Annotated in this window: 26 protein-coding genes; 14 read left to right on the forward strand and 12 right to left on the reverse strand. The window is 54.2% G+C overall.

Annotated elements, in window-relative coordinates; genetic code table 11:
• Positions 1–528: transposase (locus tag ACMHXI_RS18055; protein WP_413735671.1), on the forward strand; the 528-nt coding region annotated here is incomplete at its 5' end.
• 43 nt (positions 529–571) lie between these two features.
• Here the strand turns inward: ACMHXI_RS18055 and rnd are convergent.
• From rnd to tsaB, 7 genes are all read right to left on the reverse strand, one after another.
• Positions 572–1,681, reverse strand: a complete 1,110-nt coding sequence (gene rnd, locus ACMHXI_RS18060; protein ID WP_208184823.1) for a ribonuclease D — start codon at positions 1,679–1,681, stop codon at positions 572–574.
• A 71-nt stretch (positions 1,682–1,752) separates the two neighbouring features.
• Positions 1,753–3,426, reverse strand: a complete 1,674-nt coding sequence (gene fadD / locus ACMHXI_RS18065; protein ID WP_208184803.1) for a long-chain-fatty-acid--CoA ligase FadD — start codon at positions 3,424–3,426, stop codon at positions 1,753–1,755.
• Positions 3,427–3,630: 204 nt separating this feature from the next.
• On the reverse strand, positions 3,631–4,524 hold the full coding sequence (locus tag ACMHXI_RS18070) for an alpha/beta fold hydrolase (RefSeq protein ID WP_413735692.1): 894 nt from the start codon (positions 4,522–4,524) through the stop codon (positions 3,631–3,633).
• A 21-nt stretch (positions 4,525–4,545) separates the two neighbouring features.
• The gene (locus tag ACMHXI_RS18075; RefSeq protein WP_413735694.1) at positions 4,546–5,391 is read right to left on the reverse strand and encodes a class I SAM-dependent methyltransferase; all 846 of its coding nucleotides are present in this window, start codon (positions 5,389–5,391) and stop codon (positions 4,546–4,548) included.
• Between the two features lie 126 nt (positions 5,392–5,517).
• A complete protein-coding gene (locus ACMHXI_RS18080; RefSeq protein ID WP_144134980.1) occupies positions 5,518–6,225 on the reverse strand; it encodes a M50 family metallopeptidase in 708 nt (235 codons plus the stop codon).
• A complete protein-coding gene (locus ACMHXI_RS18085; RefSeq protein WP_025887740.1) occupies positions 6,212–6,514 on the reverse strand; it encodes a hypothetical protein in 303 nt (100 codons plus the stop codon). Before ACMHXI_RS18085 ends, ACMHXI_RS18080 begins: the two co-directional genes overlap by 14 nt.
• 59 nt (positions 6,515–6,573) lie before the next feature.
• Positions 6,574–7,290, reverse strand: a complete 717-nt coding sequence (gene tsaB, locus ACMHXI_RS18090; RefSeq protein WP_101060147.1) for a tRNA (adenosine(37)-N6)-threonylcarbamoyltransferase complex dimerization subunit type 1 TsaB — start codon at positions 7,288–7,290, stop codon at positions 6,574–6,576.
• Positions 7,291–7,459: 169 nt separating this feature from the next.
• Between tsaB and ACMHXI_RS18095 the strand changes: the two genes are divergently transcribed.
• From ACMHXI_RS18095 to hemB, 4 genes are all read left to right on the forward strand, one after another.
• The gene (locus ACMHXI_RS18095; protein ID WP_413735697.1) at positions 7,460–8,755 is read left to right on the forward strand and encodes a hypothetical protein; all 1,296 of its coding nucleotides are present in this window, start codon (positions 7,460–7,462) and stop codon (positions 8,753–8,755) included.
• Between the two features lie 163 nt (positions 8,756–8,918).
• Complete coding sequence (locus ACMHXI_RS18100) at positions 8,919–9,860, forward strand: zinc dependent phospholipase C family protein (protein WP_413735699.1); 942 nt, start codon at positions 8,919–8,921, stop codon at positions 9,858–9,860.
• Positions 9,861–9,886: 26 nt separating this feature from the next.
• On the forward strand, positions 9,887–10,321 hold the full coding sequence (locus ACMHXI_RS18105; RefSeq protein ID WP_025011634.1) for a hypothetical protein: 435 nt from the start codon (positions 9,887–9,889) through the stop codon (positions 10,319–10,321).
• 151 nt (positions 10,322–10,472) lie between these two features.
• On the forward strand, positions 10,473–11,483 hold the full coding sequence (gene hemB / locus ACMHXI_RS18110; protein ID WP_144437691.1) for a porphobilinogen synthase: 1,011 nt from the start codon (positions 10,473–10,475) through the stop codon (positions 11,481–11,483).
• Positions 11,484–11,603: 120 nt separating this feature from the next.
• On the opposite strand, the gene ACMHXI_RS18115 is transcribed toward hemB, so the two are convergent.
• Positions 11,604–13,544 (reverse strand): ATP-dependent DNA helicase, encoded by a 1,941-nt coding sequence (locus ACMHXI_RS18115; protein ID WP_413735701.1) that lies wholly within the window; start codon positions 13,542–13,544, stop codon positions 11,604–11,606.
• Between the two features lie 553 nt (positions 13,545–14,097).
• Here ACMHXI_RS18115 and hisG point away from each other — a divergent pair.
• Genes hisG through hisIE form a run of 8 tightly spaced genes read left to right on the forward strand, consistent with a single transcriptional unit; the run spans position 14,098 to position 21,439 of the window.
• Complete coding sequence (gene hisG, locus ACMHXI_RS18120; RefSeq protein ID WP_025011635.1) at positions 14,098–14,994, forward strand: ATP phosphoribosyltransferase; 897 nt, start codon at positions 14,098–14,100, stop codon at positions 14,992–14,994.
• Positions 14,995–14,997: 3 nt separating this feature from the next.
• Positions 14,998–16,386, forward strand: a complete 1,389-nt coding sequence (gene hisD, locus ACMHXI_RS18125) for a histidinol dehydrogenase (protein ID WP_413735703.1) — start codon at positions 14,998–15,000, stop codon at positions 16,384–16,386.
• A 5-nt stretch (positions 16,387–16,391) separates the two neighbouring features.
• On the forward strand, positions 16,392–17,495 hold the full coding sequence (hisC, locus tag ACMHXI_RS18130; protein WP_413735705.1) for a histidinol-phosphate transaminase: 1,104 nt from the start codon (positions 16,392–16,394) through the stop codon (positions 17,493–17,495).
• Between the two features lie 43 nt (positions 17,496–17,538).
• Complete coding sequence (hisB, locus tag ACMHXI_RS18135) at positions 17,539–18,606, forward strand: bifunctional histidinol-phosphatase/imidazoleglycerol-phosphate dehydratase HisB (protein ID WP_413735707.1); 1,068 nt, start codon at positions 17,539–17,541, stop codon at positions 18,604–18,606.
• A complete protein-coding gene (hisH, locus tag ACMHXI_RS18140) occupies positions 18,606–19,268 on the forward strand; it encodes an imidazole glycerol phosphate synthase subunit HisH (protein ID WP_413735709.1) in 663 nt (220 codons plus the stop codon). The genes hisB and hisH overlap by 1 nt, the downstream gene beginning before the upstream one ends.
• Positions 19,265–20,002 (forward strand): 1-(5-phosphoribosyl)-5-[(5-phosphoribosylamino)methylideneamino]imidazole-4-carboxamide isomerase, encoded by a 738-nt coding sequence (hisA, locus tag ACMHXI_RS18145; protein ID WP_413735711.1) that lies wholly within the window; start codon positions 19,265–19,267, stop codon positions 20,000–20,002. Before hisH ends, hisA begins: the two co-directional genes overlap by 4 nt.
• Positions 19,984–20,757 (forward strand): imidazole glycerol phosphate synthase subunit HisF, encoded by a 774-nt coding sequence (gene hisF, locus ACMHXI_RS18150; RefSeq protein WP_101056909.1) that lies wholly within the window; start codon positions 19,984–19,986, stop codon positions 20,755–20,757. The genes hisA and hisF overlap by 19 nt, the downstream gene beginning before the upstream one ends.
• Positions 20,758–20,794: 37 nt before the next feature.
• Positions 20,795–21,439, forward strand: a complete 645-nt coding sequence (gene hisIE, locus ACMHXI_RS18155) for a bifunctional phosphoribosyl-AMP cyclohydrolase/phosphoribosyl-ATP diphosphatase HisIE (RefSeq protein WP_413735713.1) — start codon at positions 20,795–20,797, stop codon at positions 21,437–21,439.
• Positions 21,440–21,636: 197 nt separating this feature from the next.
• Here hisIE and ACMHXI_RS18160 read toward each other — a convergent pair whose 3' ends face one another.
• Both ACMHXI_RS18160 and ACMHXI_RS18165 read right to left on the reverse strand, forming a co-directional pair.
• Positions 21,637–22,383 (reverse strand): DsbA family protein, encoded by a 747-nt coding sequence (locus ACMHXI_RS18160; RefSeq protein WP_413735715.1) that lies wholly within the window; start codon positions 22,381–22,383, stop codon positions 21,637–21,639.
• A complete protein-coding gene (locus tag ACMHXI_RS18165) occupies positions 22,377–23,240 on the reverse strand; it encodes an MBL fold metallo-hydrolase (protein WP_123116412.1) in 864 nt (287 codons plus the stop codon). The genes ACMHXI_RS18160 and ACMHXI_RS18165 overlap by 7 nt, the downstream gene beginning before the upstream one ends.
• Before the next feature lie 109 nt (positions 23,241–23,349).
• Here ACMHXI_RS18165 and ACMHXI_RS18170 point away from each other — a divergent pair, with 109 nt between their 5' ends.
• Entirely contained in the window at positions 23,350–24,231 is an 882-nt protein-coding gene (locus ACMHXI_RS18170; RefSeq protein WP_062794020.1) for a LysR family transcriptional regulator, read from the forward strand.
• A gap of 54 nt (positions 24,232–24,285) precedes the next feature.
• Here ACMHXI_RS18170 and ACMHXI_RS18175 read toward each other — a convergent pair whose 3' ends face one another.
• Both ACMHXI_RS18175 and pyrD read right to left on the reverse strand, forming a co-directional pair.
• Positions 24,286–24,819 carry a cell division protein ZapC gene (locus ACMHXI_RS18175; protein WP_025011151.1) on the reverse strand — a complete coding sequence of 178 codons (534 nt, stop codon included), beginning with the start codon at positions 24,817–24,819 and terminating at the stop codon, positions 24,286–24,288.
• Between the two features lie 185 nt (positions 24,820–25,004).
• Positions 25,005–26,024, reverse strand: coding sequence for a quinone-dependent dihydroorotate dehydrogenase (pyrD, locus tag ACMHXI_RS18180; protein ID WP_342207004.1), 1,020 nt, complete (start codon positions 26,022–26,024; stop codon positions 25,005–25,007).
• Positions 26,025–26,063: the final 39 nt, after the last annotated feature.

The following is a 26,063-nucleotide window of genomic DNA, read 5'->3' on the forward strand; positions in this document are numbered from 1 at the left end:
CCTGACAATATTGAAGCTCGCTTACTGACAAAGACGATAAAAGGTAAGTCGGTTTCCATTTTGACCTCATTAACGGACCCCTTGCGTTATCCGGGGGCAGATATAGCGGATTTATATGCCCATCGATGGGAGATAGAAGTGGGCTATCGGGAGATGAAGCAGCATCTTCTGGAGAGTCGCTTTACGTTGCGTAGTCAATTGCCAGAGTTGGTTATCCAAGAATTGTGGGGAGTACTGTTGGCCTATAACCTCATCAGATACAAGATGGTGTTGATGGCTAAGAGCTTACCGTCGTTACATCCGAACCAATTAAGCTTTAGAGATGCATCGAGTTATATCATTTTTAAACTGACTCAGCTGTCATCTCAAATGCCTGGGAATGTTCCGAGAGAGGTCTTGGACATAGTGCGTAATGCGAGGCAGTTCAAGCTTGATGGGAAACGGGATAGAGCCTATCCACGTGCGTTAAAAATGAGTAAAAACAAGTATCCCATTAAGCCTAAGAAAAATGCCGTTCACACTAAGTGAACGGCATTACCCAAGGGCGCCTTTTTACTTTTATCAACCAGGTTCAGAGTGCCAGCTTGGCCAATTTGTCAGCCACTAGTTGGCCACGCCAGCCCAGCAACACCAAGGGCGTAGGCCCCTGTTTGCCGTCCCATACCCACTCAAGATATTCGTGAATATGACGCTTGGATCCAAGCAGCTCCATAGGCACACTTTCGGATTCAGCAATCTCGGTCAAGCACTGCTTAATACTCTTGAAGGCGCTCTTATATCCCGGCTTGAGAGCCAACACATCCAAGGGCTCCGGCAGATTGCTCATATCCGCCTTGGCCATGACCTTGAGCACATCTTTGGCGTAGAGACGCTTTTCATGATCCGTCAGCTCTTTCATGGAAAGCACATCATTGATCCCTCTTGGCTGACGCTTAGCCAAGCCGATAAGGGCATGATCTTTCATGACAAAACCCAGCGCCATGTCCTTTGCCAACGCTTTACGCAAACGCCAGGCCGCCAGCACCTTGAGCACAGCCAATTGTGGTGTACTCAACTGAAAGGCGTTCTTGACCCTAAGATAGGCTGTGTCTTCATCCGGCGCGTCCAGACGCCCTTCTGTCATGCGCTGGCTTTCTTCCAATGCCCACTCAATCCTGCCTTGCTGCCCCAGTTTCTGCTGCAGCTGAGGATAGAGTTGGTAGAGATAATAGACATCATTGGCGGCATAGCTGAGCTGCGCCTCTGATAACGGCCTTTTCAGCCAGTCGGTACGGGACTCGCCCTTGTCGAGCTCCACTCCCAGGCACTCATGCACCAGCTTGGCATAACCCAAGCCATGGCCCATGCCGGCAATGGCCGCCGCCAGTTGGCTGTCAAACAAAGGCTTGGGCTGACACAGGCCTTGGCGAGCAAACACTTCCAAGTCTTCACTGCAGGAATGCAACAACTTGGTGATCTTCTCATCGGTCAGCAAGGCCCAAAAGCCCGACAGATCCGAGATGGCCAAGGGATCTATCAGAGCCAGGGTCTTGCCGTCATAGGCCTGAATGAGCCCTAAACAAGCATAGTAAGTGCGGGTGCGTACAAATTCGGTATCCAGTACCAGCAATTTAGCCTCGCGATACTGCTCCACCAGCTGCGCCAGAGTGGCGTCATCTTTTACATACAGGTAATCTTGCAAATTCAACTCCCATCCTGCGCGAGTTTCCAGGTCCCGGAAACACAAGAGCCGGCTGGCGCCGGCTCTCTATATTATGCAGATTTGGCCTCATCTCTGAGTTCTCTGCGCAGGATCTTTCCTACGTTGGTTTTCGGCAATTCGTCCCTGAATTCTACCAGCTTCGGCACCTTATATCCTGTTAAATGATGGCGACAGTGCTTGATAAGCTCCTTCTCGGTCAAAGATTTGTCTTTTGCCACCACAAAAATCTTCACCAGTTCACCACTGACCTCATGCGGCACGCCCACGGCGGCCACTTCAACCACCTTGGGATGCAAGGCCACCACCTCTTCCACTTCATTGGGGAAGACGTTGAAGCCGGAAACCAGGATCATATCCTTCTTGCGATCGACAATATAGAAAAAGCCTTTTTCATCCATATAGCCGATATCGCCTGTGGCCAGCCAACTGTCTTTGTCGATCACTTTGGCGGTTTCTTCCGGACGTTGCCAGTAGCCCAACATCACCTGAGGCCCCTTGGCAAAAAGTTCGCCCGTCTCACCCTGAGGCAATACCTGACCGTCATCACCCCGCACTTGAATTTGCGTCGAAGGTGCAGGTAAACCGATAGAACCGTTGTAACCGGCCAGATCGTAAGGGCAGCAAGCTACCAGAGGTGAAGCTTCGGTCAGGCCATAGCCTTCGAGCAAGCGAGTCTTGGTGATGTTCTGCCATTTGTCAGCCACGGCGCGCTGCACCGCCATACCGCCACCAATAGAGAGTTTGAGGCGGGAGAAGTCCAGAGCGGCAAACTCTTCGCTGTTGACCAGGGCGTTAAACAGGGTGTTCACCCCAGTGAGAGCAGTGAAAGGTGTCTTCCTGAGTTCGGCCACAAATCCCGGGATATCCCTTGGATTGGTGATCAGTAAGTTGTTGGCGCCTTTATGCAGGAACAACAAACAGTTCACCGTTAAGGCGAAAATATGGTAAAGCGGCAAGGCGGTTACCACAAACTCCTTGCCGTCGTTGAGCAAAGGGGCATAAGCACCGTTGGCCTGCAATACGTTGGCAACTATGTTGCCATGACTGAGCATGGCACCCTTGGAAACGCCTGTCGTACCGCCGGTATACTGTAAAAAGGCGATATCGTCACTCTTGACCACAGGCTTAACATACTGTGCCTTTTTACCGGCCCGAAGCGCCCGGCGCATAGAGATGGCGTGTGGCAGAGAGTATTTGGGCACCAGGCGCTTGATATACTTCACCACAAAATTAACCAGGGTACGCTTAGGCGCACTCAAGAGATCGCCAAGCCCTGTGATAATCACGTTTTTGACCGGAGTTTGATCGACCACCTGCTCCAGCGTGCTGGCAAAGTTGGACACCACCACTATCGCCTTGGCGCCGGAGTCGACCAACTGATGTTTGAGCTCTCTTGGGGTATAAAGCGGATTGACATTGACCACTACCATGCCGGCCCGCAACACACCAAACAGGGCGATGGGGTATTGCAGCAGGTTCGGCATCATGATCGCCACCCGATCGCCCTTTTGCAATTTGAGATCATTTTGCAAATAAGCGGCGAAGGCACGGCTGCGCTCTTCCAGTTTTCGGTACGTCAGGGTTGCGCCCATATTGACGAATGCGGGTTGGTCGGCATAGGTATTGACCGCTGATTCCAACATCTCCAGCAAGGAAGCATAGCGGCTGGCATCAATTTCGGCAGGCACGTCGGCAGGCAAACTGTTAATCCAGGGCTGGTCCACAAATCTCTCCTAAAATTCCGTCTTCAGCGGAAACGACTCTCTCTGTCGTTAAAGCCCGCAGCGTCTGCGGGCAAAGCACTGAGTATTTTTATAAAGTTCTTATTAAGGCCTTTGGCCTCGACTCTTGGTAGTTAACTTTCGCGCCGCAAAAATCATACGGGCGTTTAAAATTTTGATCATCATCACATAAAAGCTTTTATTTGCCTAGTCCCCCGGATTGGATTTTCTACCTTGGAGAAATCCGGCCAGAGTTTGCGCTACCTCATCGGCGTTCCCCATATGTAGATGGTGATCCCCTGATAGTTGTACTATTTGCAACTCGCTGTACCAGGCGCGGGCCTGGGATAAACTCTGCACCAGTCCGGGAAATCCCTGCTCACCCGTGATAAGCAAACTGGGGATGGCGATCCCCTGCATCAGGGAAGCTACCTGCTCAAAACAAAGTCGCATCGGCGAGTCGAGCCGCAGCCTTGGGTCGCTGCGCCAACTGGCACCCTGCGCATCAATTTGCATATTGCGCGTCACCAATAATCTGGACCAGGGCTCAGCCAATCCGGTCAACTGCACTCTGGCTTTGATGGCCGGCTCAATACTGTCATAAACCACTTGGCTACGTTTGCTGCCGAGCATACGCTTGTGGGCAGCAAAGCTTTTTCTCAGCCTGGGTTTAGCCTGCTCCACCGCCTCATAGAGAGGAGCGAAGGCTTCAATCAACAGCAACTTATCGACTCGTTCAGGAAACGCTGCAGCATAAGCACTGGCGACGATCCCCCCAAGCGAGTGCCCCAACAGAGTGACTGGCGCATCACCGGCCAAGCTGTCCAGCAGCAGCTCAAGATCGTACAGATAATCAATCCAGTGCAGCGGATAACGCCCTGGCCTGTGTTCCGATAAACCATGTCCCGGCCAATCAATGGCAAGAATACGATAATCATTCATCAGCTTCTCGGCCAAAGGGGCAAAGCTGTTGCTGTTATCCAGCCATCCATGCAATGCCAGTAACAGCGGCTTATCTTCCGCTCCCCAGCATTGGGCCGCCAGCGTGAGGTGCGGCAGCGGGATCTTCAGTGCTTTTACGGGGGCGGAAGGTTGCCACATAATGCCTCTGTTGTCAGTGTATCAGTTCGCTTTTTTGATAAATTTGAGTGTCATACGGTCACTTTCTCCTATCTTGAGATAAGTGTCCCTGTCCTGCTCACCCAGCCGCAATGTCGGCGGCAAGGTCCAGACGCCTTTGGGGTAATCCTTACTGTCCTTGGCATTGGCGTTGATCTCACTGCTGGCTTCCAAGGTGAAGCCGACCTTTTCTGCCAGTGCTATCATCTCATCCTGCATCATGTAGCCGCTGTCAGGACCGTTACCGGCTTTGCCCCTGTGCTCAACCACACCAAAGACGCCGCCATCTTTAAGCACATTAAAGGCAGCCTGAAACACGGTTTGCAGTTGCCCCTGACTGGCCCAGTTATGCAGGTTTCTGAAAGTGAGTACAGCATCGGCGCTGGCATCTTCTCCCAGTTTTACCTGTGCGGGAGGATCCAAAACCACCAGTTCGATTTTGCCAAGCTCTTTGGGGTGGGCTTGCAGCCATTCTAGATAACGCTTGCCCGCTTTGGCCCGATAACGGCTGCCCGGGGTGTCTTCTTGCGGCGCTGTGTTGAAACCGGCGGCAATATACTGCCCCTTGTCCGCCAACATAGGCGCCAGGATTTCTGTGTACCAGCCGCCGCCGGGCCAGAGCTCAATCACGGTTTGCTCCGCAGTGATCCCGAAAAAAGCCAGTGTCTGCTCTGGATGACGATATTGGTCGCGCTCGACATTGGCTTCCCGGCGAAAGTCACTGTTAACAGCCTCCAGCAAAGCCGGTTCGCCGGCCTGCACCGCACCGCCGCCAAGCAGCATGCCAGCCACCAACAAAGCCTTGCCAAGCGGCGTTGCCAGCTTGCGATTGAATTGCTTGTATTCCATTTCCCTTCTCCTTTGAATGTGGATTTATGCTGCGGCAACAGACCCGCCGAAACGACTTTTTGGCACGCACTGGTGCCAAATAAGATTGCAGTTCAAGCTAACAGTGAGCGGCAGACTTGCCAAGGATCAGTTTGATTTTCCATCTATGCGGCGCCAGCAAAGCAGTAGCGCCAATAAGCCGGAAGCGAACCACAGCAATACCCAGACGAACGCAGGCACCCAGCTGTACTCAGCCAGCAATACCGCATCCCCCCTGTCGTCCAGCCCCAGCAACACAGCAGGACTGGCAAGCGCATTGAGCATCACCATCAAGGCCACCAGGCGCAGGCTGCCGCTGAGCAATCGATTGCCGCCAAATTTCAGCGGCAGCAGAAACAGAACGCTCAGGCTAATGAGGATACTCAGGGTCAGTACGTCCCGCCCCCACAGCAGTATGGTGAACAGCACCAAGGCGCCGATAAAGGCAAAACTTATACGGATCCCCCGCGGCCAAGTGGCCAGGTGGTAAAGCAGGCAGCCCCAAAAAGCCGCCCCCAAATAACCGCTGAATCCGATAAGGAGCGGCCAGCCGCCCTGACTGAAGCAGAAACCGGCGCCATTGGGAAAGAGTTGGATATGGCTGACAATCCCGCCGCTTAACAGCGTTGCCAGCGCATGGGACAATTCATGGAAATAGCTTTCCAACCATTTGAAGGGTACAGAGACATAGGGCAGATGAGTCAACATCAAGGCCAGCAAAAGTTCCAGCAGAAACTGGCCTCTTCCCGGTAACGGCAGAGAATGGGAAGGTTTTACAAAAGCGTTATCGGCTGCGGGACTGTCAGGCGTAGACATCTATGCCCACCATGGCTGAGATAGCATCCCGCTGCGCGGCGTGTTGGGTATTCAGATAGAGGGCAATAGCATCAGAATGACCTGCGGTTTCCCGCTTCAGCTGCTCTCTTTGTTGGTATTTGTCGTTAAGGGCTTGGCTGTCAAACTCGACCAACTGCCTGGATGGGCTGACAAGGATTTCATCCTGAGTCTCAACGGTTTGCTGGGCACGCTCAGGAGGCCTGTTGCCGGCTACCGCCTGCGACAGACTTTGAACTGCACCCGGATGTCCCGTCTGCTTGATCATCATGATACTGGTTTGATCCCCGTTTGCCCCAAGCCCTTGAGGCAGTTAACCCACCTGAAGCTCTATTCCCTTCCCGGCAGTTTCTTCCAGGCAACTGTATCTCGCAAATACACAGGCGCCAGCTCATCGACCGAGGTGGCCTGCCCTTGTTGCCAACCAAGGCTTGCCAAAGCAAGCATAGCACTGGCTTGAGGATATTTCACCGCATCCAGCAAGGTCAAGTTTTCGGCATGTTGTAAAAGTGCCGGATAGGCATCAAACCCGGTGCCGCAGCAATACACCTTGTCCGTATTGGCAAAGGGCGAGGTCATTGTCTCAGGGGCGCTCACTTGCTCTATGCCAACCAGTTTGGCCATACCGGATTCCTGTTCAAACGCCGCCCAATAGATTTCGCCCATGCGGGCATCTATGGCACAAATCACCTGCTGCGCACCATGTTCAGTTATCGCTTGCTGCGCCATGGCGGCCAAGGTAGAGATGCCGATTACAGGGACATCCAGCCCCAGCGCCAACCCTTGAGTCATAGAGGTGCAGATACGGATACCGGTGAAACTCCCCGGCCCACGGCCATAGGCGATAAGGCCGATATCCTGCATCTTGCGTCCGGATTGGCTCAGCAAGTTCTCTATCATGGGCAGCAATCTTTGGCTGTGTTCACGGGGCGCATCGACAGATTCCGCAATACTGCCACCTTGCCATGCCAGCGCCGCTGAGCAGAGTTCGGTACAGGTATCCAGGGCCAGAATAACAGGAGAATTGGCAAGTGTAGTCGATGTCATGGGTTCAACCTTGATGGGCGAAGGTATGGCCTTCGGCGAGTTAATAGCGGCGGGATCATACCATCAAATACGCCGAAACCAAGCCCGGATCTGCCCTTGTGATCCTTATCATGGACAATGAGAACAGTTCTCAACTAATATGGAGTCCCCTTTTCGGTTAGCGTCTGTTATGTCCAGCCTCTCTCAGTCTTCCAATGAAACCGCAGTTTCGCGGTTGAAACGTGCCTTTGTCGCCGGTATTTGGGCCACTCTCATCAGCATAGCAATCGGGTTTTCCTTTAAAGTCTGGCTCGCAAGCTGGGTTCCCAAGGCGGATCTGGCTATCTACCACACGGTTATCGATATCATCTCGCTGTCACTGATCCTGATGACAGGCTTTCGCTCGTCTATGGTGGTGTCCTACAGCCAGACCCGCAACGACAGGGATATCATCAATATTTTCCGCTATGTGCTGATCCTTGTAGTGCTGCTGACCTGGGGCATCATACTGCCCTATATCAAGCACAAACTCGCCATCAATGTGGAGTACCTGCAACTGGTGGGCATCATAGTCAGCATGGGGCTCAAGGTGTACTTTACCAACCTGGTTGCCATGTATCGCCTCTATGAAATCAGCAACAAGGTAACCTGGATGGAGCCGCTGTCTTTGGTGCTGGCCTTTGCCCTGTGTTACTACGGGCTGAGTATGGCGCCGCTGGGGGCACTCTTTTACGCCACGACGCTGTCGTCTCTGATTATCGCGGCCTTTATGTATCTGAGAAGGCGGCGTCAAATCGCCACCGCGCCGCTCGCCAAGGTCAATCTGGAGCCGGCGTTGAAAAGCTTCATGAAGCGCAGTGTCACCGCCTCGCTCGAGGCAGGCTCCAGCATTCTGATGATCTATATTACCGTACTGCTGACCATACGTTATTTCAGTGTCGAAGAGCTGGGAGATTTTCAGGTGGTAGTCAGGCCGGTATTTACCTACATGACCTTGCTGTTTGTATTCCCTATCTACCGCTTCGTATTGCCGGAATTGGCGGTCTGTGTTCGCTCCCGGGACAATGAACAGATCCGCGCCATCAAACACTGGCTCTACAAGCTGGCGCTGATTGTCAGCATCAGTTTCTTTGTTGTCATGCTGCTGGGCGGCGAGAGTCTGTTCAGAATGCTGTTTCCGCCCCTGTATCACGGCGCCGTCCCGGTACTGCTGCATTATGCCATTTTCTTCATTTTTCTGATGCTCAACGGTTATCAACTGGCCTATATCAAGGCCGAAGGCTACTTCAATGCCAGTTTGCTGATCCGCCTGGCCGGCATCATTACTCTGGTAGGCGCCTTCTTCCTGCTCAGGCAACTGACGGCCAATGTGGTGGCGGTGATCCTCGCCCTCGGCTGCGGTTACTTGATGATGTACCTGATAGGCGCTCTGGTGGAGCGCCATATCCGCCACAGTAAAGCCCAGGCTTCACCGGCCGTTTCCTAAGGAAGAGGGTTTCCGGGTATCAACCAAGGAAAGCGGCCAGTCTGATTTACTCTTGAGTGAATTGCGCTTGATAGTAGCTTCGGGCTATGGCTGTTTTCACCTTCAGCGGCTAAGGTTAACCTCAAGGAACAGCACGCAACAGCAAAGGATTGGAGGCCAGGGAATGCCAGGCGCCTATGCACACCTCACACTGGTCAATAGCCTCAGACAGCCACTTGAGCTGGAGGCGGTTACCCATATGCCCAAGGACGCTATTCGCGCCTTACTGAAACACTTCAAGTACTGCGAGCTCGGGGCGGTCAGCCCGGATTATCCCTATCTTGCTCTCAATGACCGCCAACAGGCCAAAAGTTGGGCCGACAAGATGCATTACCAGCATAGCGGCGAAATGCTCAAAGCCGGCGTTCGTCACCTGGCCTGCAGTGAAGGGGAAGAACGCGACAAGGGCCTGGCTTGGTTGCTGGGCTATTGTGCCCATGTGATCACAGATGTCACTGTCCATCCGGTTATTGAGATGAAAGTAGGCCCCTACAAAGAAAACGCCGATGCCCACAGGTATTGTGAAATGCATCAGGATGCCTACATCTATCCCAAGCTCAATCTCGGGGCAATCGGTCTGTCAGAACACCTGGATTCCGGTATTGCCGCCTGCTGCGATGCCACAGGTCAGAAACTGGATCCTGTCATAGAGAGATTGTGGGACAACTGCTTCAAAGATGTATATATAGAGGAATGGGCCAGTAACCCGCCGGCCATCAATGACTGGCATAAAGGCTTTATCACTGTGGTGGACAAGATTGCCGAGGAAGGCAACAGACTGCTGCCGTTTGCCCGCCACCTGGGCGTCAAGTTCGCCGTCCTATATCCGGAGCAGGAGCAGATTGAAAAAACGTATTTAACCCTGACCACCCCTGAGGGCGATATGCATTATGACGCAATTTTTCTGCGCGCCAGAGAAAACGTCAAACACTTTTGGCAACTTATCGCCAGCGGTGTGCTGGAGCAAGACAGCGCTTATCTGGAAAGTATCAAAGATTGGAATTTGGACACGGGCCGGGATGCCGCAGGTAAACTGGCCTTTTGGCAAGAACTAACGCCGACCTAGCACTATTTGTAGATAAGGATTCAAGGATGAAATCAATTTTCCATCAAGGCCCAATCGTCTGCCTGCTGCTGGTGCTGCTACCGACACTTGGTGGCTGCGGACTCGGTGACAGGCATGATCAGGAATACCAACAACTGGCACCGGCACTGACCAAGGTGACCAGCGCGGCCGAAGCCACCATACGTTATGAAAATCATCCGGCCAACCTCGACGGCCAAACTTTATTGGCGTTGGCCACAGCCCATGACGCCTCCCTGCTCGAGCCATTCAGTCAATACCAACTGCACCTGTTTCGTATCGAGGATCATGCCCTCTTGTTGCTTTGCAGCGCAGACGGTGAGCGGGCCCTGATGGAAGACAGTGGCTGCACCGCAAAGCTCGACAAACAGCATTGGCAACAGGGAACACATCCCTGTGAGACTAGTATTGCACCTGCCAACATCTGCCTGGATGAACTGTGATCCCTGTCATAGTATCGCGTTTCCTGCAAAGGGTATCCTAGGCGCACTTGGGCGCTCGCGCCCCTTTAACCTCAATAGCTTAGTGCTGGTTTCCGGGTCTTGAGACAATATTCGGCAAACAGGCACCCGCCATAGCAGTAAAGGAAATCTCATGTCAGACAGTCATTGCCGTCACGGCAGCTTCACCAAACCTCTTCGTCGCCTTCGCCGTCTTCGCAGCTCAGAAGCCATGCGGGCTCTGGTTCGCGAGCAGCAAGTTTCCCTGACAGATCTGGTACACCCACTGTTCATCGAAGAAGGCATTACTGAGCCTGTGGCCATCAGCACCCTTCCCGGGATCAGCCGATTGCCCGAGAGCATGCTGGCAGCTGAGATCCGTGAGCTTAAAGCCCTCGGAGTCCGCTATGTAATGCCCTTTGGTATTTCACACCATAAAGATGCCATCGGCAGCGATACCTGGAACGATGACGGCCTGTTGGCACGGATGATCCGCACCATCAAGCAGGAAGCGCCCGAGATGCTGGTGATCCCGGATATCTGTTTCTGCGAGTACACAGATCACGGCCACTGCGGTGTGGTTGAGCACAATGAAGTTTGTAATGACGCGACTGTGGAAAACCTGGTCAAGCAGTCTGTCTGCGCTGCCCGCGCCGGTGCCGACATGCTGGCCCCTTCGGCCATGATGGACGGCCAGATCCGGGCCATACGCGAGGGCCTGGATGCGGCCGGTTTTGAAAATGTCGCCATTTTGGCCCACTCGGCCAAGTTTGCCTCCTCTTTCTACGGCCCATTCCGGGCGGCGGTAGATTGTGAACTCAGCGGCAATCGTAAAGGTTATCAACTGGATAGCGCCAATGGCCGGCAAGCGCTGTTGGAAGCTCTGCTCGATGAAGAGGAAGGCGCCGATATTCTGATGGTTAAACCAGGTACGCCTTATCTGGATGTGTTGTCACAATTGAGAGAGCGTACCGAGTTGCCTTTGGCAGCTTATCATGTGGGCGGTGAATATGCCGGGATCAAGTTTGCGGCTCTGGCCGGTGCTCTGGACGAAAGAGCTGTGGTTACCGAAAGCTTTGTCGGCTTCAAACGCGCCGGTGCCAGCTTGATTGTCAGTTACTACACCAAGCAATTTGCTTCCTGGCTGGCCGCAGATCGCGGCTAATAGCTAGTACAGAGAGACAGAGAGCAAAAGGCGCCTAGTTTTAGGCGCCTTTTTACTATCAATTTATTTGTTCCAAAAATTGAATTAATACTATCAAATACAGTATCTAACTGTTTTTAATCAATCTATCCCTTCAAGAAAAGACAAGGCAGACTGCAAGTTGCGGGTTCGGTACATGGGCGGCAAGGAGTTGAGAAATGCCTGACCATAACTGCGATTGACGATGCGATTATCACAGAGAATTAGCACACCGCGGTCGCTCTCGTCACGAATGAGCCGCCCAACACCCTGCTTGAGTGCTATCACAGCCTGGGGCAAGGCCAACTCCATAAAGGGGTCACCCTGTCGCTTACTGATCTCTGCGGCTCTGGCGCGATAGAGATTATCGTCCGGAGACACAAAGGGCAGTTTGTCGATTATCACGCAAGAGAGTAACTTGCCGCGCACATCCACGCCTTCCCAAAAACTGCCGGTGCCCAGCAGCACGGCATTACCCAGCTGGCGAAACTTTTTCAGCAGAGTCTGCTTGCCGGCGCTGCCTTGCACCAGGAGTGGATAGCGGCTGCGACCATGAAGCGCCTGCGCCACCCGTTGGAGCATCCTGTGACTGGTAAACAAAATAAAGGTTCGGCCCTTGGCCGCATTAATCGCCTGCTCGCACACCTCAAGCAGGCGCCGAAACTGATAATCCCCTTCAGAGCGCACATCCCCAAGCTCCCTGGGGACACACAAAATCGCCTGGCGCCGATAGTCAAAGGGGCTGTCCAGAATAAGCTCCCTGGCCTCCTTAAGCCCTAATGTCCGGCAAAAATGGTTCAGGCTGAGATTCACCTGTAGCGTTGCCGAGGTAAATAGCCATCGGGTTTGCACCTCAAACAGCGCCTGACACGCCTTGGCAACATCAATAGGCGCCATTCTCAGCGTCGGCAGGCGACTGCCCTGCTCTATGCTGTAAGCCGCACTTTGGTCTTCACAGTTGAAAAACTGCTCCAGCTGCCCACAGTAGTCGAGCCATTTTTCCAGGCAATCATCCAGTTCATCACTGCGACCGATATTGGCCAGCATCACTCGCTCCAGCGCCCGAAACTCTTCGAGCAGCTGCCAGCATTGCCTCGCAAGTTCTTTATCGGCCAACAAGGGGCGCCAGTCGCTTTGCCCGGAAGCCTGGGTCATCTGCGCCCAATCCGCCAGGCGGGAGCCGCAGCGTCTGGCGAGATCGCTCAGTTGTGAAGTATCCCTGAGTTCCTGTTGATATACCGCCTCCACCCGTTCCAGCACTCGCTGCATAGCCGCGAGCGACAGTTGGCGACCAAAGTAGGTTACGGCGATATCGGCAAGCAGGTGAGCCTCATCGAAAATCACCGCATCGGCATCAGGCAACAACTCGGCAAAGCCGGTATCCTTGAGGATCCTGTCGGCAAAAAACAGATGATGGTTAACCACGATAATCCTGGCTTCCAGGCTCTTCTGTCTGGCCTTGCGGGTAAAGCAGCTGTCATAGAAGGCGCAGCGCTTGCCGCTGCAGCGCTCTTTCGAAGAAGCCACCAGCGCCAGTGCCGGCGACTGTTCGGAAACCGTAGCCAGAGTACCGAGATCGCCATCTGTGCTGGCCGCGGCCCATTGATTTATCCTGAGCAGATCATCGAGCACTTCCGGGCTGCGGCTCTGGGCGCCATTCAACTGCTGCTCCAGCAACAACTGACACAGATAATTGTTGCGCCCTTTGAGCAGCGCCACCCTAACTTGCAGATCCAGCATCTGCAGCAAGGCCGGCAGATCTTTATAAAACAGCTGTTCTTGCAGGTTCTTTGAGCCGGTGGAGACAATCACTTGCTTGCCGGAGAGCAGCGCCGGGATCAGATAACCGAAGGTCTTGCCAACCCCTGTGCCGGCTTCGAGCACCAAAGGCACTGCAGCGCCGCTTGAGCCATGGAGTAACTGGGCCACTTCGCGGGCCATCTCCAGTTGTTGCTCCCTAGGCTTGAAGCCCCTGATATTGGTGGCCAAAGGGCCGCCCGGGGCAAAGGCCAGTGCCGTTTCGCTGACGAGTCGATTACGCATTGTGCTCCATTTTGCCCTGGGGTATGGCGTGCATTATCGCTATTTGAGTGACGGATACAAGGGACAAACCTTATCGCCAAGCCGCTCTACCCGACAGAGTTGGCATAGTTGACAGAGTTGGCATTGACATAGCTGACATAGTTAACATAGCCACTTACACCAACTCTTTAGCTAACGATTCGCAAACTTATGCCCAAGCGGGCCGCTTGATGAATCCTTTTCAAGCAGCAGACATTTTTTGATTTTGGGTGTTGCAAATTCCAGCCAAAGGGATTAGCTTAAAACACACCAGCCGAATTGGCTCAGAATTGAATGTTTATGCGCTGCAAAATTACAGCGTGAAATCACAGGATTTATTACATGACACAGCTTCGCAACGCTATCCATCATCACCACCACGAGCGGTAGCCTTCGGAGCTGACTGCCGAAGGTTCATTCCTTCTGGCGGTTGATTCATAAGATCTGAAAACCCCTGGAAGGAATTCCGGGGGTTTTTCGTTTCCGGATTTGAGTTTTTTAACCAAGATTGAATTGACCAACAGGAATGACCACTATGACTTCAAATCGACTGCGCATCGCCATCCAGAAATCGGGCCGGCTTTCGAAAGAATCACAACAACTGCTGAAAAACTGCGGCGTAAAATTCACCGTTAACGAACAGCGTCTGATAGCCCACGCCGACAATATGCCACTGGATCTGCTGCGGGTGCGTGATGACGACATTCCCGGCCTGGTCATGGATGGCGTGGTCGATTTGGGGATCATTGGCGAGAATGTGCTGGAAGAGGAGCAGATAGAACGGCAGACACTGGGCAAACCTTCGGCCTGCAACAAACTCAGACAACTGGACTTCGGCGCCTGCCGTTTATCGCTGGCGGTACCCAGTGAGTTCCCTTATCAGGACGCCGCCTCACTGGAAGGCTTGCGAATTGCCACCTCCTACCCCAACCTGTTGCGCCGTTTTATGCAAAATAAGGGCATAAGTTATCGCGATTGTATGCTCAAGGGCTCGGTAGAAGTGGCCCCCCGTGCCGGACTCGCCGACGGGATCTGCGATCTGGTTTCCACCGGCGCCACTTTGGAAGCCAATGGCTTGTACGAGACCGAAGTTATCTTCCGCTCTATGGCCTGTGTCATCCAATCACAGCAAACCCAAACCCCGGCCAAACAGGCCTTGATCGACAAGCTGATGAGCCGGGTCAACGGCGTCATCCGTGCCCGGGAAAGCAAATATATCCTGCTGCACGCTCCCACTGAAACCCTGGAGCAGATTGTTGCCCTGCTGCCCGGCGCCGAGAACCCCACAGTGTTGCCGCTCAACGATGACAGCAACCGGGTCGCCATCCACGCGGTCAGCACAGAAGATCTGTTTTGGGACACAATGGAAGAGCTGACCAAGCTCGGTGCCAGCTCGATTCTGGTAATGCCAATTGAAAAGATGATGGGGTGAAGCATGCAGTATCTGGTATGGGACAAACTGAGCGAAAGCGAGCAGGTCGCTGCACTCCAGCGCTCCTCCCTGGTAAGCAGCAAAGCGCTCGAGCAGAGCGTCGGCGAGATCATCGAGGCCGTCGCCGCCAAGGGAGACCAAGCCCTCAGGGAGTACAGTGAGCACTTTGATAATATCCCCCTTGAGAGTATCGCCCTCAGTCAGGCGCAGATAAAGGCCGCTGCCCAGGACGTTAGCCCTGAGCTCAAAGACGCCATCAAGACCGCCATGGCCAACATAGATGTGTTCCACAGCGCGCAGCAGCCTCAGGCTTTGGATATCAATACCCAGGCCGGAGTGCGCTGTGAGCTCCGAAGTGAGCCCATAGACAGCGTCGGCCTCTACATACCGGGCGGCAGCGCGCCGCTGATCTCCACTGTGTTGATGCTGGCGCTGCCGGCCCGAATTGCCGGTTGTCGCCGCCGGGTCTTGATAAGCCCGGCTCCGATAGACAGCGCCATCGTCTACGCCGCCAGCGAATGCGGCATCGAAGAGATTTACCAATCCGGTGGCGCCCAGGCCATTGCCGCGCTGGCATTGGGCACGGAAACCATAGTGCCGGTGGACAAGATATTTGGCCCCGGCAACCGTTACGTCACCGAAGCCAAGCGCCAGTTGTCCCAGGATCCCAGGGCGCGAGTCAGTATCGACATGCCCGCGGGGCCATCCGAAGTGCTGGTCATCGCCGATGAGACTGCGAGTCCAGCCTTTGTGGCGGCCGATCTCCTGTCACAGGCCGAGCACGGTCCCGACTCTCAGGTGATATTGCTCTCTAGCTGTGAATCGCTGGCAAAAGCCGTCATCCAAGAGCTGGACAAGCAGCTTGCGTCCCTGCCCCGCGCCGATATTGCCCGCCAGGCATTGGCCGAAAGCCGTATTTTACTGCTCGATTCACTGGATAAAGCCGCAGCCGTTTCCAACCGCTATGGCCCCGAGCACCTGATCATCCAGACCCGCAGCCCAAGAGCGCTGCTGGCGCAAATTCGCGCTGCCGGCTCTGTGTTTCTCGGCCCTTATACCCCGGAATCTATGGGTGATTACGCCAGCGGCACCAACCATGTGCTGCCCACTTACGGCTACAGCCGCTCGGTATCCAGCCTGTCACTGGCAGATTTCTGCCGCCGCTTTACCGTGCAGGAGCTGAGCGCCGAAGGTCTGTGCGCCTTGGGGCCCTCGGTAATGACCCTGGCCCAGGCAGAGCAGCTTGACGCTCACAGCAATGCCGTTGCCCTGCGTCTGGCCTCTCTTGGGGTATCCGGAGCAGAAGCTTCAACCGAGAGTGTTTCATCCCCAAGTGCTTTATCCGAGAGTGTTTCATCATCGCGCGCGCCGTCCGCGAGTATGGAGGAATAAAAGCCATGCCTGCAGCCATCAATACCCCCACAGAGGATCCAAAGAACAGCACTGCAGCCGTTACCCGCCAAAGCCGCGAGCTGGCCGCCGCTCTGGCCCGCCCCGAGCTTTTGACACTCGAGCCCTATCAAAGCGCCAGGCGCCTTGGCGGCCAGGGGGAAGTCTGGATCAATGCCAACGAATCCCCCTTCAACCACACGGATATCGACCGGGTCAATCGCTACCCCGAGTGCCAGCCGCCAGAGGTGATAGCCGCCTATGCCGCCTATGCCGGAGTCTCAGATTTGCAGCTCATCTGTAGCCGCGGCGCCGATGAAGCAATAGAGTTGCTGATCCGCACCTTTTGCACCCCGGGGGCAGACAGCATCGCCCTCTTTGGCCCCACCTACGGCATGTACGCCATCAGCGCCGCGACCTTCAATGTCGAGGTCAAGGCACTGTCGTTGGATGACAACTTTCAGTTGCCCAAAGCGTTAACCCTGGCCCAAGGCGCCAAACTGCTGTTTATCTGCAACCCCAACAACCCCACAGGCACCTGGGTAAGCCAGGGTGAAATTCTGCGGGTGCTCGAGGCCATGCCAAACACGCTGGTGGTAGTGGATGAAGCCTACATTGAATTCAGTCCCGAGCTGAGCGCCGCCTCTTTGCTCGAGCGTTATCCCAACCTGGTTGTGCTGCGCACCCTCTCCAAGGCGTTTGCCCTGGCCGGAGCCCGCTGCGGCTTTATGCTGGCCAATGAAGGCATTATCGAGATGGTAAAACAGGTGCTGGCCCCCTACCCGGTACCTGTCCCTGTGGCACGCTTGGCGGCTTTGGCGTTAAGCCCTGAGGGCATAGCCAGAATGCAGGCCGATGTGGCGCTGCTCAAGACCCAGGGGCAAAGAGTGGCTGCGGCGCTGGAAAGACTCGGTGCCCGGGTACTGCCAAGTGGCGGCAACTATCTGCTGGCGTATTTCGCCGATGTCCCCAAGGTGCGTGAGCAGTTGCAGCGCTTTGGCATAGTCGCCCGCAGCTACCGGGATCCGCGTCTTGTCGACGCCATACGTTTCAGTTTCAGCGATGACTCAGATACCGAGCGGCTGCTCGCCGCCCTGAGCCAGATGCAATAACGATAATAATCAGCCCGGCAGCGGCCGGCACAAGGAAACATCAATGAGCCAGAAAATACTCTTTATCGACCGCGACGGCACCCTTATTGAAGAGCCGCAAACCGACAAACAGGTGGACAGACTGGATAAGCTGGTGTTTGAACCCGGCGTTATTCCGGCGCTGCTCAAACTGCAAAGCGCCGGTTACCGCTTGGTGATGGTCTCCAATCAGGATGGCCTGGGCACCCCCTCCTTCCCGAAAGAAGACTTCGATGCGCCCCACAATCTGATGATGCAGATTTTTTCAAGCCAGGGGGTCAACTTCAGCGAGGTGTTGATTTGCCCTCACTTCAACGATGAAAACTGCAGTTGCCGCAAACCCAAACTCGGGTTGGTAAAAGAGTTTCTGACCCAGGGCCTGGTGGATTTCACCCGCTCGGCGGTTATTGGTGATCGGGAAACCGATATTGCCCTGGCCGAGGCCATGGGCTTGACCGGCTATCGCTATGACAGGGAAAAGCTCAACTGGGACGATATCTGTGATGCCCTCTTGAGCCGGGGTCGCCAAGCAACTGTGGTGCGCACCACCAAAGAGACCGACATTCGGGTCGAGGTGGATCTCGACCGCGCCGGCAACAGCGACATCAATACCAGCATAGGCTTTTTCGATCACATGCTGGATCAGATTGCCACTCACGGCAATTTCAAACTGGCAGTCAAGGTTGACGGCGATCTAGAGATAGACGATCACCACAGTGTGGAAGATACCGCGCTGGCGCTGGGCGATGCTTTGCGTCAGGCGCTGGGTGATAAACGCGGTATTGCCCGTTTCGGCTTTTCCCTGCCCATGGATGAAGCCCGTGGCGACTGCCTGCTGGATCTTTCCGGCCGTCCCTTCCTCAAGTTCAACGCCGAATTTGAGCGGGAAAAGGTCGGGGAGCTGGCCACAGAGATGGTACCGCACTTCTTTCGCTCCTTTGCCGACGGCCTGCGCTGCACCCTGCACCTTGGCTGCGAGGGCGATAACGACCACCACAAGGTAGAGGCGCTGTTCAAGGTGCTGGGGCGCACTCTGCGCCAGGCCATCAAGGTTGAAGGCGATGCCTTGCCTTCCAGTAAGGGAGTGTTGTAATGACCCAAGCCGTTGCCAAGACAGTGATAATTGATACCGGCTGCGCCAACTTGAGCTCGGTGAAATACGCCTTTGAGCGCCTCGGCGCCGACGTCTGTATCAGTGATGATGCCGAGGTTATCCGCAGCGCCGAAAGAGTGGTGCTTCCCGGCGTGGGCACAGCCAGAGCCGCCATGGCGGCGCTCACTGAAAAACAGTTAATTCCTGTTATCAAGGCGCTGAAACAGCCGGTACTGGGAGTGTGTCTCGGTATGCAGCTCATGTGTGACAGCTCGCAGGAAAGTGGCGAGGATGCCGATGAATGCCAGTGTCTTGGGCTGATCCCGGGCACTATACGCCGTCTCGACTGCAAGGGGTTGCCCAGTCCACATATGGGCTGGGATCAACTGAGCCCCGTACTTGATGCCAACGGCCAAGCGCACCCGCTTTTTGCCGGTATCGATGAAGGCAGCTACTGCTATTTTGTCCATTCCTTTTGCGCCGCGCCTTCCGCGGCCACCATAGCCGAATGCTGTTACGGCGAGCGTTTCAGCGCCGCCATTGCCAAAGACAACTTTATGGGAGTGCAGTTTCACCCGGAAAAGAGCGCCGCTATCGGCAGCCTTATCCTGGCTAACTTTCTCACTCTGACCCAGGATGATTTTAACGGAGCTGCAGCATGATTATACCGGCAATCGATCTTATAGAAGGTCAGGTAGTGCGCCTGTTTCAGGGCGATTACCAACAGGAGACCCGCTTCAATCTGCAACCTGAAGCCCAACTGCTCGCTTATCAGGCCGAGGGCGCTTCACTCTTGCATCTGGTGGACTTGACCGGCGCCAAGAACCCTGACCGCTGCCAAAGCAGCCTGATAGCGTCACTCGCGGCCGCCCTGGATACACCACTTCAAGTGGGCGGCGGCGTGCGCAGTCAGCGTCAGCTTGATGAACTATTCAAGGCCGGGGTTTCCCGGGTAGTGATAGGTTCATTGGCGGTGCGTGAGCCCAAACTGGTTGGCGCCTGGCTCGAGCAATACGGCCCTGATGCCATCTGTCTGGCGCTGGATGTCAATATCAATGCCGCGGGCGAGAAAATAGTGGCGGTTCACGGCTGGCAGAGTGGCGGTGGCAAAACCCTGGAATCTCTGGTGGCCCAGTTTGCCCCTTTGGGCCTTAAACATGCCTTGGTCACCGACATCAGTCGTGATGGCACCATGAAGGGGGCCAACACGGCCCTGTACCGCGAATTGGCGCAGACCTTTCCCGATATCGCCTGGCAGGCCTCCGGCGGTATCGCCAGTCTGGATGATGTGGCCGCAGTCAGGGATTCCGGCGCCAGCGGCCTGATTATCGGCAAGGCCTTGCTAACCGGCGAATTCAGCGTAGAGGAGGCGATCGCATGCTGGCAAAACGTATAGTCCCTTGTCTCGATGTACGGGACGGTAAGGTGGTCAAAGGCGTGCAGTTTCGTAACCACGAAACCATAGGCGATATCGTGCCGCTGGCGGCCAGATATGCCGCCGAAGGCGCCGATGAGCTGGTGTTCTATGATATCACCGCCAGCGCCCACTCGCGGGTGGTGGATAAGTCCTGGGTCAGCCGGGTGGCGCAGCAGATAGACATACCCTTCTGCGTGGCCGGTGGCATCAAGACCCTGGCCCAGGCACGCGAGCTGCTGGCATTCGGTGCCGACAAGATCTCCATCAATTCACCGGCACTGTCGGATCCCAGCCTTATTCGCAGGCTGCAGGATGAATTCGGCCGCCAGTGCATAGTGGTGGGTATAGACTCTTTCTTCGATGCCAATGATAACAGCTATAAGGTGAAACAGTTTACCGGCGATGAAGCGGCGACCCGCGACACCCAATGGCACACCTTGGATTGGGTCGAAGAGGTGCAACGTCAGGGCTGCGGCGAAATCGTCCTCAATGTGATGAACCAGGATGGGGTGCGCCAGGGTTATGATATCGAGCAGCTTGCCAAAGTGAGAGCCGTCTGCGATGTGCCGCTTATCGCCTCCGGCGGCGCCGGCACCATGGCGCACTTTCTCGAGGTCTTCGCCAAGGCCAAGGTCGATGCCGCCCTGGCCGCCAGCGTATTTCACAAGGGGATCATAGAGATCCAGGCGCTGAAAGCCTTTCTCAAGCAAAGCGGCGTCGCCATTCGCAGCTAATGTGGCATTACCCCACAACCTAATACAGGTATTTGATATGACAACCGAGACAAACAATACCGACTGGCTCAAACAGTTGGACTGGGACAAACAACAGGGATTACTGCCGGCCGTAGTACAGGACTTTCACAGCGGCAAGGTGTTGATGCTGGGTTATATGAACCGCGAAGCCCTGGATATCACCCTGAGCAAAGGCCTGGTGACCTTTTACAGCCGCAGCAAACAACGGCTGTGGACCAAGGGCGAAAGCTCAGGCAATCTGCTGCAATTGGTCAGCATAGGAGTGGACTGTGACAACGACAGCCTGCTGCTGCAGGCCAACCCCATAGGCCCCACCTGCCACAAGGGGACTGACAGCTGCTGGGATAATCCGGCCTGCGGCGAAGTGCACCCCTTTATCAATCGCCTGCAAAGCCTTATAGCCTCCCGAAAGGAGGAAGACCCCAACGAGAGCTACACCGCTTCGCTGTTTCAGCGCGGTACCAAGCGCATTGCCCAGAAGGTGGGCGAAGAGGGATTGGAAACCGCGCTGGCGGCGGCCACTCATGATCGCGAAGAGTTGGTGAATGAAGCCTCGGATCTCCTCTACCACCTCTTGGTACTGCTGGAAGATCAGCAACTGTCCCTCGATGATATCCATGCCAACCTGGCCAAACGCCACACCCAGGCCAAAGCGGCATAGGGTTAAAGCAAAGCCAACATAAGGCAGTGGCACAGTACCAACGAACAAAGCAAAAGAGAAAGGGATGAATGCAACCAATAGGTATTCATCCCCTTCTGCTGTCAGCGCAAGCTTAGGATGCTCATTTTACTCAAGCCAAGAGTAAGATTGCAGCCCCATTGACCGCCTTTAAGCCCTCTCTAATCCTTGCGGAAAGCTTAATCGCAGCCGCCTCCCAGGATACAAGCCGCCGGAGCGCTTGGCGCGGCTTTCGGATTATCTCTCTTGGCATCAATCCCAGAGAGCTGTCTGGCAAAACTTGAGTCAAACCAACCCAGCATTGCCTCTGTCTGGCCGTAGAAGCGGTTCAAAGGCACAGGGTGCCACTCACCGATTTCGCTTTCCAGAACCAGCGACGGAAAGCCTGCCAATCCGAGCTTTGCCATCATGGCCCGGCTCTGGGCGATATGGCTCGCCAGCGGCGAAATCTGCCCGGCTGAGTTTGCGTCCATAACCGCCGTCAGATCACTAGCCAATTTCTCGCGCCCCAGCGCCTGGAGACTCGGCAGCTCCATCAGCAGTTGCAGTAACACTTCAGGCTCGGCAAGCCTTAAACCCTGAACATAATGACCACGCTGCAATATCTCCAGCAGCGGCAATCCCTGCCCCACCGCCTTTTCGGCAAGCAGGATGGCGGCAATGGCCGGTCCCGAGTCCAACACGGCGTCAGGACATTGAAGCAAACCCTGAGTGTAATCGTCGCCAAAGGGCTGCCCGGTCAGCTTGGCAATTTTGCTGTCGTGGCTGAGGATATGTTGCCTGAGACCGGGCGTTATTCTTGTTGCCTCCATCAGGCCGCCAGCGTGCAATACTATCGGGAGTCTGGCACTCAGGGCATGAATGAGGGGCGCCGCACCATGGCACCAGCCGCACAAGGGGTCAAAAAAGTAGTGCAGCCTCACCATTTCATCTCGCCCTTGCTGACCTTGGCACCTATCTCCAATGCCATAGCAAGCCCGGCATTCGGGTACAGACGCTGCATGGTGTCAATAAGCTCAGCGCTGGTTTGCGTGTCGGCTTCGGCTTGTTCGAAATCCTGCAGGTACTTGAGTGTCGCGGCAATATTGTCCTGCTCGAGAAAAGATTCAGACAACATGTGCCCGGGGATCACCTTGGCAGGTTTAAGCGCCGCCATTTCCGCAAGCTGCGCCTTCCAGGCCGCTCGCTCACTCTGGCTCTGACTATCAGCCATCCACAGGTGCAAGCCCCCGGAGACGGCCACATTGCCGAGAATGGTTTTGCTGGAAGGTACCCAGAGGTATGGCCTGTCAGCCAGCATTCCCTGGTCACCTTTTATCTCAATCGCCTTGCCTTCAAGCATTAATTGACGGCCTTTAAATATCTCTGGCAGCTGCGCCTTGAGGGGGGCATTGCTACCCATTCTGGGGATCCAAAAGCTCAACTTGTCTTCCAGCTTGGCCGAAATTTGTGCATGCACTGCCGGGGTCGTCAGGTATTTTGCTTTAGGGAAAAACTGCTTGAGTGTGGCAACCCCGAAGTAATAGTCAGGATCCGCCTGGCTGACGAATACAGTGGTCAACTGTTTGCCACTGTCCAGAACCTCGGCGGCCAGTCGCAAGGCATCGGCGCGGGTGAAGCCTGTGTCGACCAAAATGGCTTCCTTGTCACCGCTTATCAGGGTGGCGTTGACATGAAAGCTGTTACCGTCGGCGTTATAGACTTTGAAGTCGAGGGCGTCCGATTCGGCGTGTAAAGAAAATGGCAACACTAAACTGGCAGCCAATACGAGTGATTTAAGCATGGTTTTACTCCGGTGAATTTCAACGTTGGCCAGTTTATGATTTCAATTAATGCAGATATACGGCTAAAATTGCGCAATATTGTTGCATAATCCGGACAAGTAATCGCAGATGGACAGATTAACCGCCGCCGAAGTTTTTGTGGATCTGGCCGCCAGTGGCAGTTTTACCGCTACCGCCGAGAGGCTTGAGATGTCGCGCGCCATGGTAACCCGCCATATCAAGACGCTTGAGGATTGGTTGGGCGCCAGATTACTCAATCGCACCACTCGCAGTGTAACCCTTACAGATGCCGGGAATCAGTGCCTGACATATTGTCGCCAGTTACTCTCGACCCGTGAGGCATTGGAAATCAGCCTAAGCGAGAGACGCAGACAATTGACCGGCAAACTGAGAATAAGCAGTAGCATGTCATTCGCACACGCACGACTGGCAGCGAGCCTCGCGCAATTTATCAGGCTTAATCCCGGGGTGGAAATCGAGTTGGATGTGAGCGATCGCGCTGTGGATCTGGTGGCGGAAAGGGTCGATCTGGTGATCCGTATTGCTTCAAGCCCAGATCCCTTGTTGATTGGCAAGCCGCTTATCAAGGTGAATTCGCAGCTGGTGGCTTCTCCTGAATACCTCAAACAGTATTCGGCGCCGCAGCACCCCAGGGATCTTCGCCAACACCTGTGCCTTGGCTACCGCCATTTCAATCGCAATCTTTGGCATCTTTCCAAGGGAGAGCAGAACGAATCTGTAGCGGTCAACTGCCAACTGGTGGCCAATGAAGCGACAGTGCTACTCAGGGCGGCTCAGGCCGGCAGCGGTATCGCCCAACTGCCCGATTATCTGTTGGCTGAGGCACTCAAAGATGGCAGCTTGCAATGCTTGCTGCCGGATTGGACACCGAGAGTCATGACGGCCTACGCTCTCTATAGCTCAAGAGAGCATATGCCGGTGGCACTCAGGGCCTTGATTGACCACTTGAGCCAGACATTCTCAGGCTGAAGACAAACCAAAAACGGGGCCATAGGCCCCGTTGATACTCGCTGACAACCTTTGTCAGGCAGCAACTATCTGCTGCTGTGCCCTGAGCGGATGCAGACGATCGTGCATCACCTTGATGGTTTCAAAGCGGGTCAGGGTTTTGACATCGCTGAGTCGACATTCGTTGGCCAACATCATTACCAAAGAAGCCTGCAGCCCGGTCTCAACCACCATCACCAGCACACGCTCTCCACGACATTTGAGATCAAACATCTTTCCCGGCTCACTGTAAACACAGACAGCACTGGTGTCGAAGAACCATGACTTAGGCATCTGCGGTTTTTGCATAAAGTGAGCAGCGGTAGCATTCAATGCCAGTTGAACCACTTGTGCATCCGTCAATGACAGTGATTTGGTTAGACGATCAAGCAGGTCAATATAGAACTTGGCGTGCTCGACGCTAAATTCTGCTTCTTTCATTGCATCCGGTATCAAAGTCTTGGCTTTATAAGGAGTCAGAAATTCCATTTCCGAACCTAACGATACGCTAAGGACACCATACGAATCGTTATATCTCCATTGCCAATCTCTGTTTGGCATTAATAACATAACGCAATCCAATAAGACCTGTGATTTATTACAAACGGAATAATAGATGATATTTTACCCAATATCAAAAAAAGTTTTAGATATTAGATTGAGATAACAATATCTTAGACAGATCCTTTAGATCAAAAAACGATCGATTCAAATAAAAAGGATCGCAATTGCGATCCCTTTGAGTGTTTTTTAACTTATTTGGATCTATAAGCGTCAACAATATCTTTAATTAATTTTGGCCCTTGATAGATAAAGCCGGAATAGATCTGCACCATGCTTGCTCCTGCATCCAATTTATCCAGAGCATCCTCGGCAGTATTAATACCGCCTACCCCCAGGATCGGGATCTCACCTTTCAAACACTGCGCCAGATATTTGATCACCTTGGTCGACAACTTGTTCAGCGGCTTACCGCTGAGGCCACCTGTCTCGTTGGAGTTGGCCAGGCCACTGACCCCATCACGGGTCAAAGTGGTATTGGTCGCTATGGCACCATCAAACTTATGTTTCAATAATGACTCGGCGATCTTTTCGATCTCTTCTTCGGTTAGATCCGGCGCTATTTTTAATGCTATGGGTACATACTTGCCATGCTTTTCTGCCAGTTCTGTTTGTTTGATTTTTAAGCTCGCCAGCAAGTCGTCCAATAATTCGCCATATTGCATGGTACGCAGGCCGGGTGTATTGGGAGAAGAAATATTAACCGCGATGTAATCGGCATAGGCATAAACCTTGTCCATACAGATCAGATAATCATCTTTCCCCTGCTCTACCGGTGTATCTTTATTTTTACCTATATTGACACCGACCATGGCATTGGATTTTTTAGCCTTGAGATTAGCCACCAGATTATCCACGCCGAGATTATTAAAGCCCATGCGATTGATAATAGCCTTGGCCGGCTTAATCCGGAAAAGCCGAGGTTTATCGTTACCGGGTTGCGGTCTTGGGGTCACAGTTCCCACTTCAATATGACCAAATCCCATGGCATGAAAGGCATCGATACATTCACCGTCTTTATCCATACCGGCGGCCAAACCGACGGGATTAGGGAATGTCAGCCCCATGAATTCGACCGGGGCCGGGGCAAGATGCTGCGCATAAAAGCAGTTCAGCGGTGAGTTACCTGTGGTTCTGAGACTACTGATGGCAAAGTTGTGGGCGCGCTCAGGATCCATCTGAAACATGACTTTTTGTGCGAGTTTGTAAAACATGGTTTCTCCTAGACCTAAAAAAAGCCCCGGCGTTTGCCA

The sequence above is a fragment of the Shewanella sp. BJSY2023SW005 genome, from assembly GCF_047314585.1.
In the GTDB taxonomy this organism is placed as follows: Bacteria; Pseudomonadota; Gammaproteobacteria; order Enterobacterales; family Shewanellaceae; genus Shewanella; species Shewanella algae.

Bases quoted from the DNA above. Each gene is read 5' to 3' on its own strand.
- ACMHXI_RS18085 (WP_025887740.1), bottom strand. From the start codon at position 6,514: ATGATGATCAAGCAGACGGGACATCCGGGTGCAGTTCAAAGTCTGTCG.
- ACMHXI_RS18115 (WP_413735701.1), bottom strand. From the start codon at position 13,544: ATGCGTAATCGACTCGTCAGCGAAACGGCACTGGCCTTTGCCCCGGGC.
- hemB (WP_144437691.1), top strand. From the start codon at position 10,473: ATGTCAGACAGTCATTGCCGTCACGGCAGCTTCACCAAACCTCTTCGT.
- ACMHXI_RS18070 (WP_413735692.1), bottom strand. From the start codon at position 4,524: ATGTGGCAACCTTCCGCCCCCGTAAAAGCACTGAAGATCCCGCTGCCG.
- ACMHXI_RS18160 (WP_413735715.1), bottom strand. From the start codon at position 22,383: ATGGTGAGGCTGCACTACTTTTTTGACCCCTTGTGCGGCTGGTGCCAT.
- pyrD (WP_342207004.1), bottom strand. From the start codon at position 26,024: ATGTTTTACAAACTCGCACAAAAAGTCATGTTTCAGATGGATCCTGAG.
- ACMHXI_RS18165 (WP_123116412.1), bottom strand. From the start codon at position 23,240: ATGCTTAAATCACTCGTATTGGCTGCCAGTTTAGTGTTGCCATTTTCT.
- ACMHXI_RS18175 (WP_025011151.1), bottom strand. From the start codon at position 24,819: ATGTTATTAATGCCAAACAGAGATTGGCAATGGAGATATAACGATTCG.
- hisC (WP_413735705.1), top strand. From the start codon at position 16,392: ATGCCTGCAGCCATCAATACCCCCACAGAGGATCCAAAGAACAGCACT.
- hisIE (WP_413735713.1), top strand. From the start codon at position 20,795: ATGACAACCGAGACAAACAATACCGACTGGCTCAAACAGTTGGACTGG.
- ACMHXI_RS18080 (WP_144134980.1), bottom strand. From the start codon at position 6,225: ATGTCTACGCCTGACAGTCCCGCAGCCGATAACGCTTTTGTAAAACCT.
- hisH (WP_413735709.1), top strand. From the start codon at position 18,606: ATGACCCAAGCCGTTGCCAAGACAGTGATAATTGATACCGGCTGCGCC.
- ACMHXI_RS18095 (WP_413735697.1), top strand. From the start codon at position 7,460: ATGTCCAGCCTCTCTCAGTCTTCCAATGAAACCGCAGTTTCGCGGTTG.
- hisB (WP_413735707.1), top strand. From the start codon at position 17,539: ATGAGCCAGAAAATACTCTTTATCGACCGCGACGGCACCCTTATTGAA.
- hisG (WP_025011635.1), top strand. From the start codon at position 14,098: ATGACTTCAAATCGACTGCGCATCGCCATCCAGAAATCGGGCCGGCTT.
- hisA (WP_413735711.1), top strand. From the start codon at position 19,265: ATGATTATACCGGCAATCGATCTTATAGAAGGTCAGGTAGTGCGCCTG.
- tsaB (WP_101060147.1), bottom strand. From the start codon at position 7,290: ATGACATCGACTACACTTGCCAATTCTCCTGTTATTCTGGCCCTGGAT.
- ACMHXI_RS18105 (WP_025011634.1), top strand. From the start codon at position 9,887: ATGAAATCAATTTTCCATCAAGGCCCAATCGTCTGCCTGCTGCTGGTG.
- ACMHXI_RS18170 (WP_062794020.1), top strand. From the start codon at position 23,350: ATGGACAGATTAACCGCCGCCGAAGTTTTTGTGGATCTGGCCGCCAGT.
- ACMHXI_RS18075 (WP_413735694.1), bottom strand. From the start codon at position 5,391: ATGGAATACAAGCAATTCAATCGCAAGCTGGCAACGCCGCTTGGCAAG.
- ACMHXI_RS18100 (WP_413735699.1), top strand. From the start codon at position 8,919: ATGCCAGGCGCCTATGCACACCTCACACTGGTCAATAGCCTCAGACAG.
- hisD (WP_413735703.1), top strand. From the start codon at position 14,998: ATGCAGTATCTGGTATGGGACAAACTGAGCGAAAGCGAGCAGGTCGCT.
- hisF (WP_101056909.1), top strand. From the start codon at position 19,984: ATGCTGGCAAAACGTATAGTCCCTTGTCTCGATGTACGGGACGGTAAG.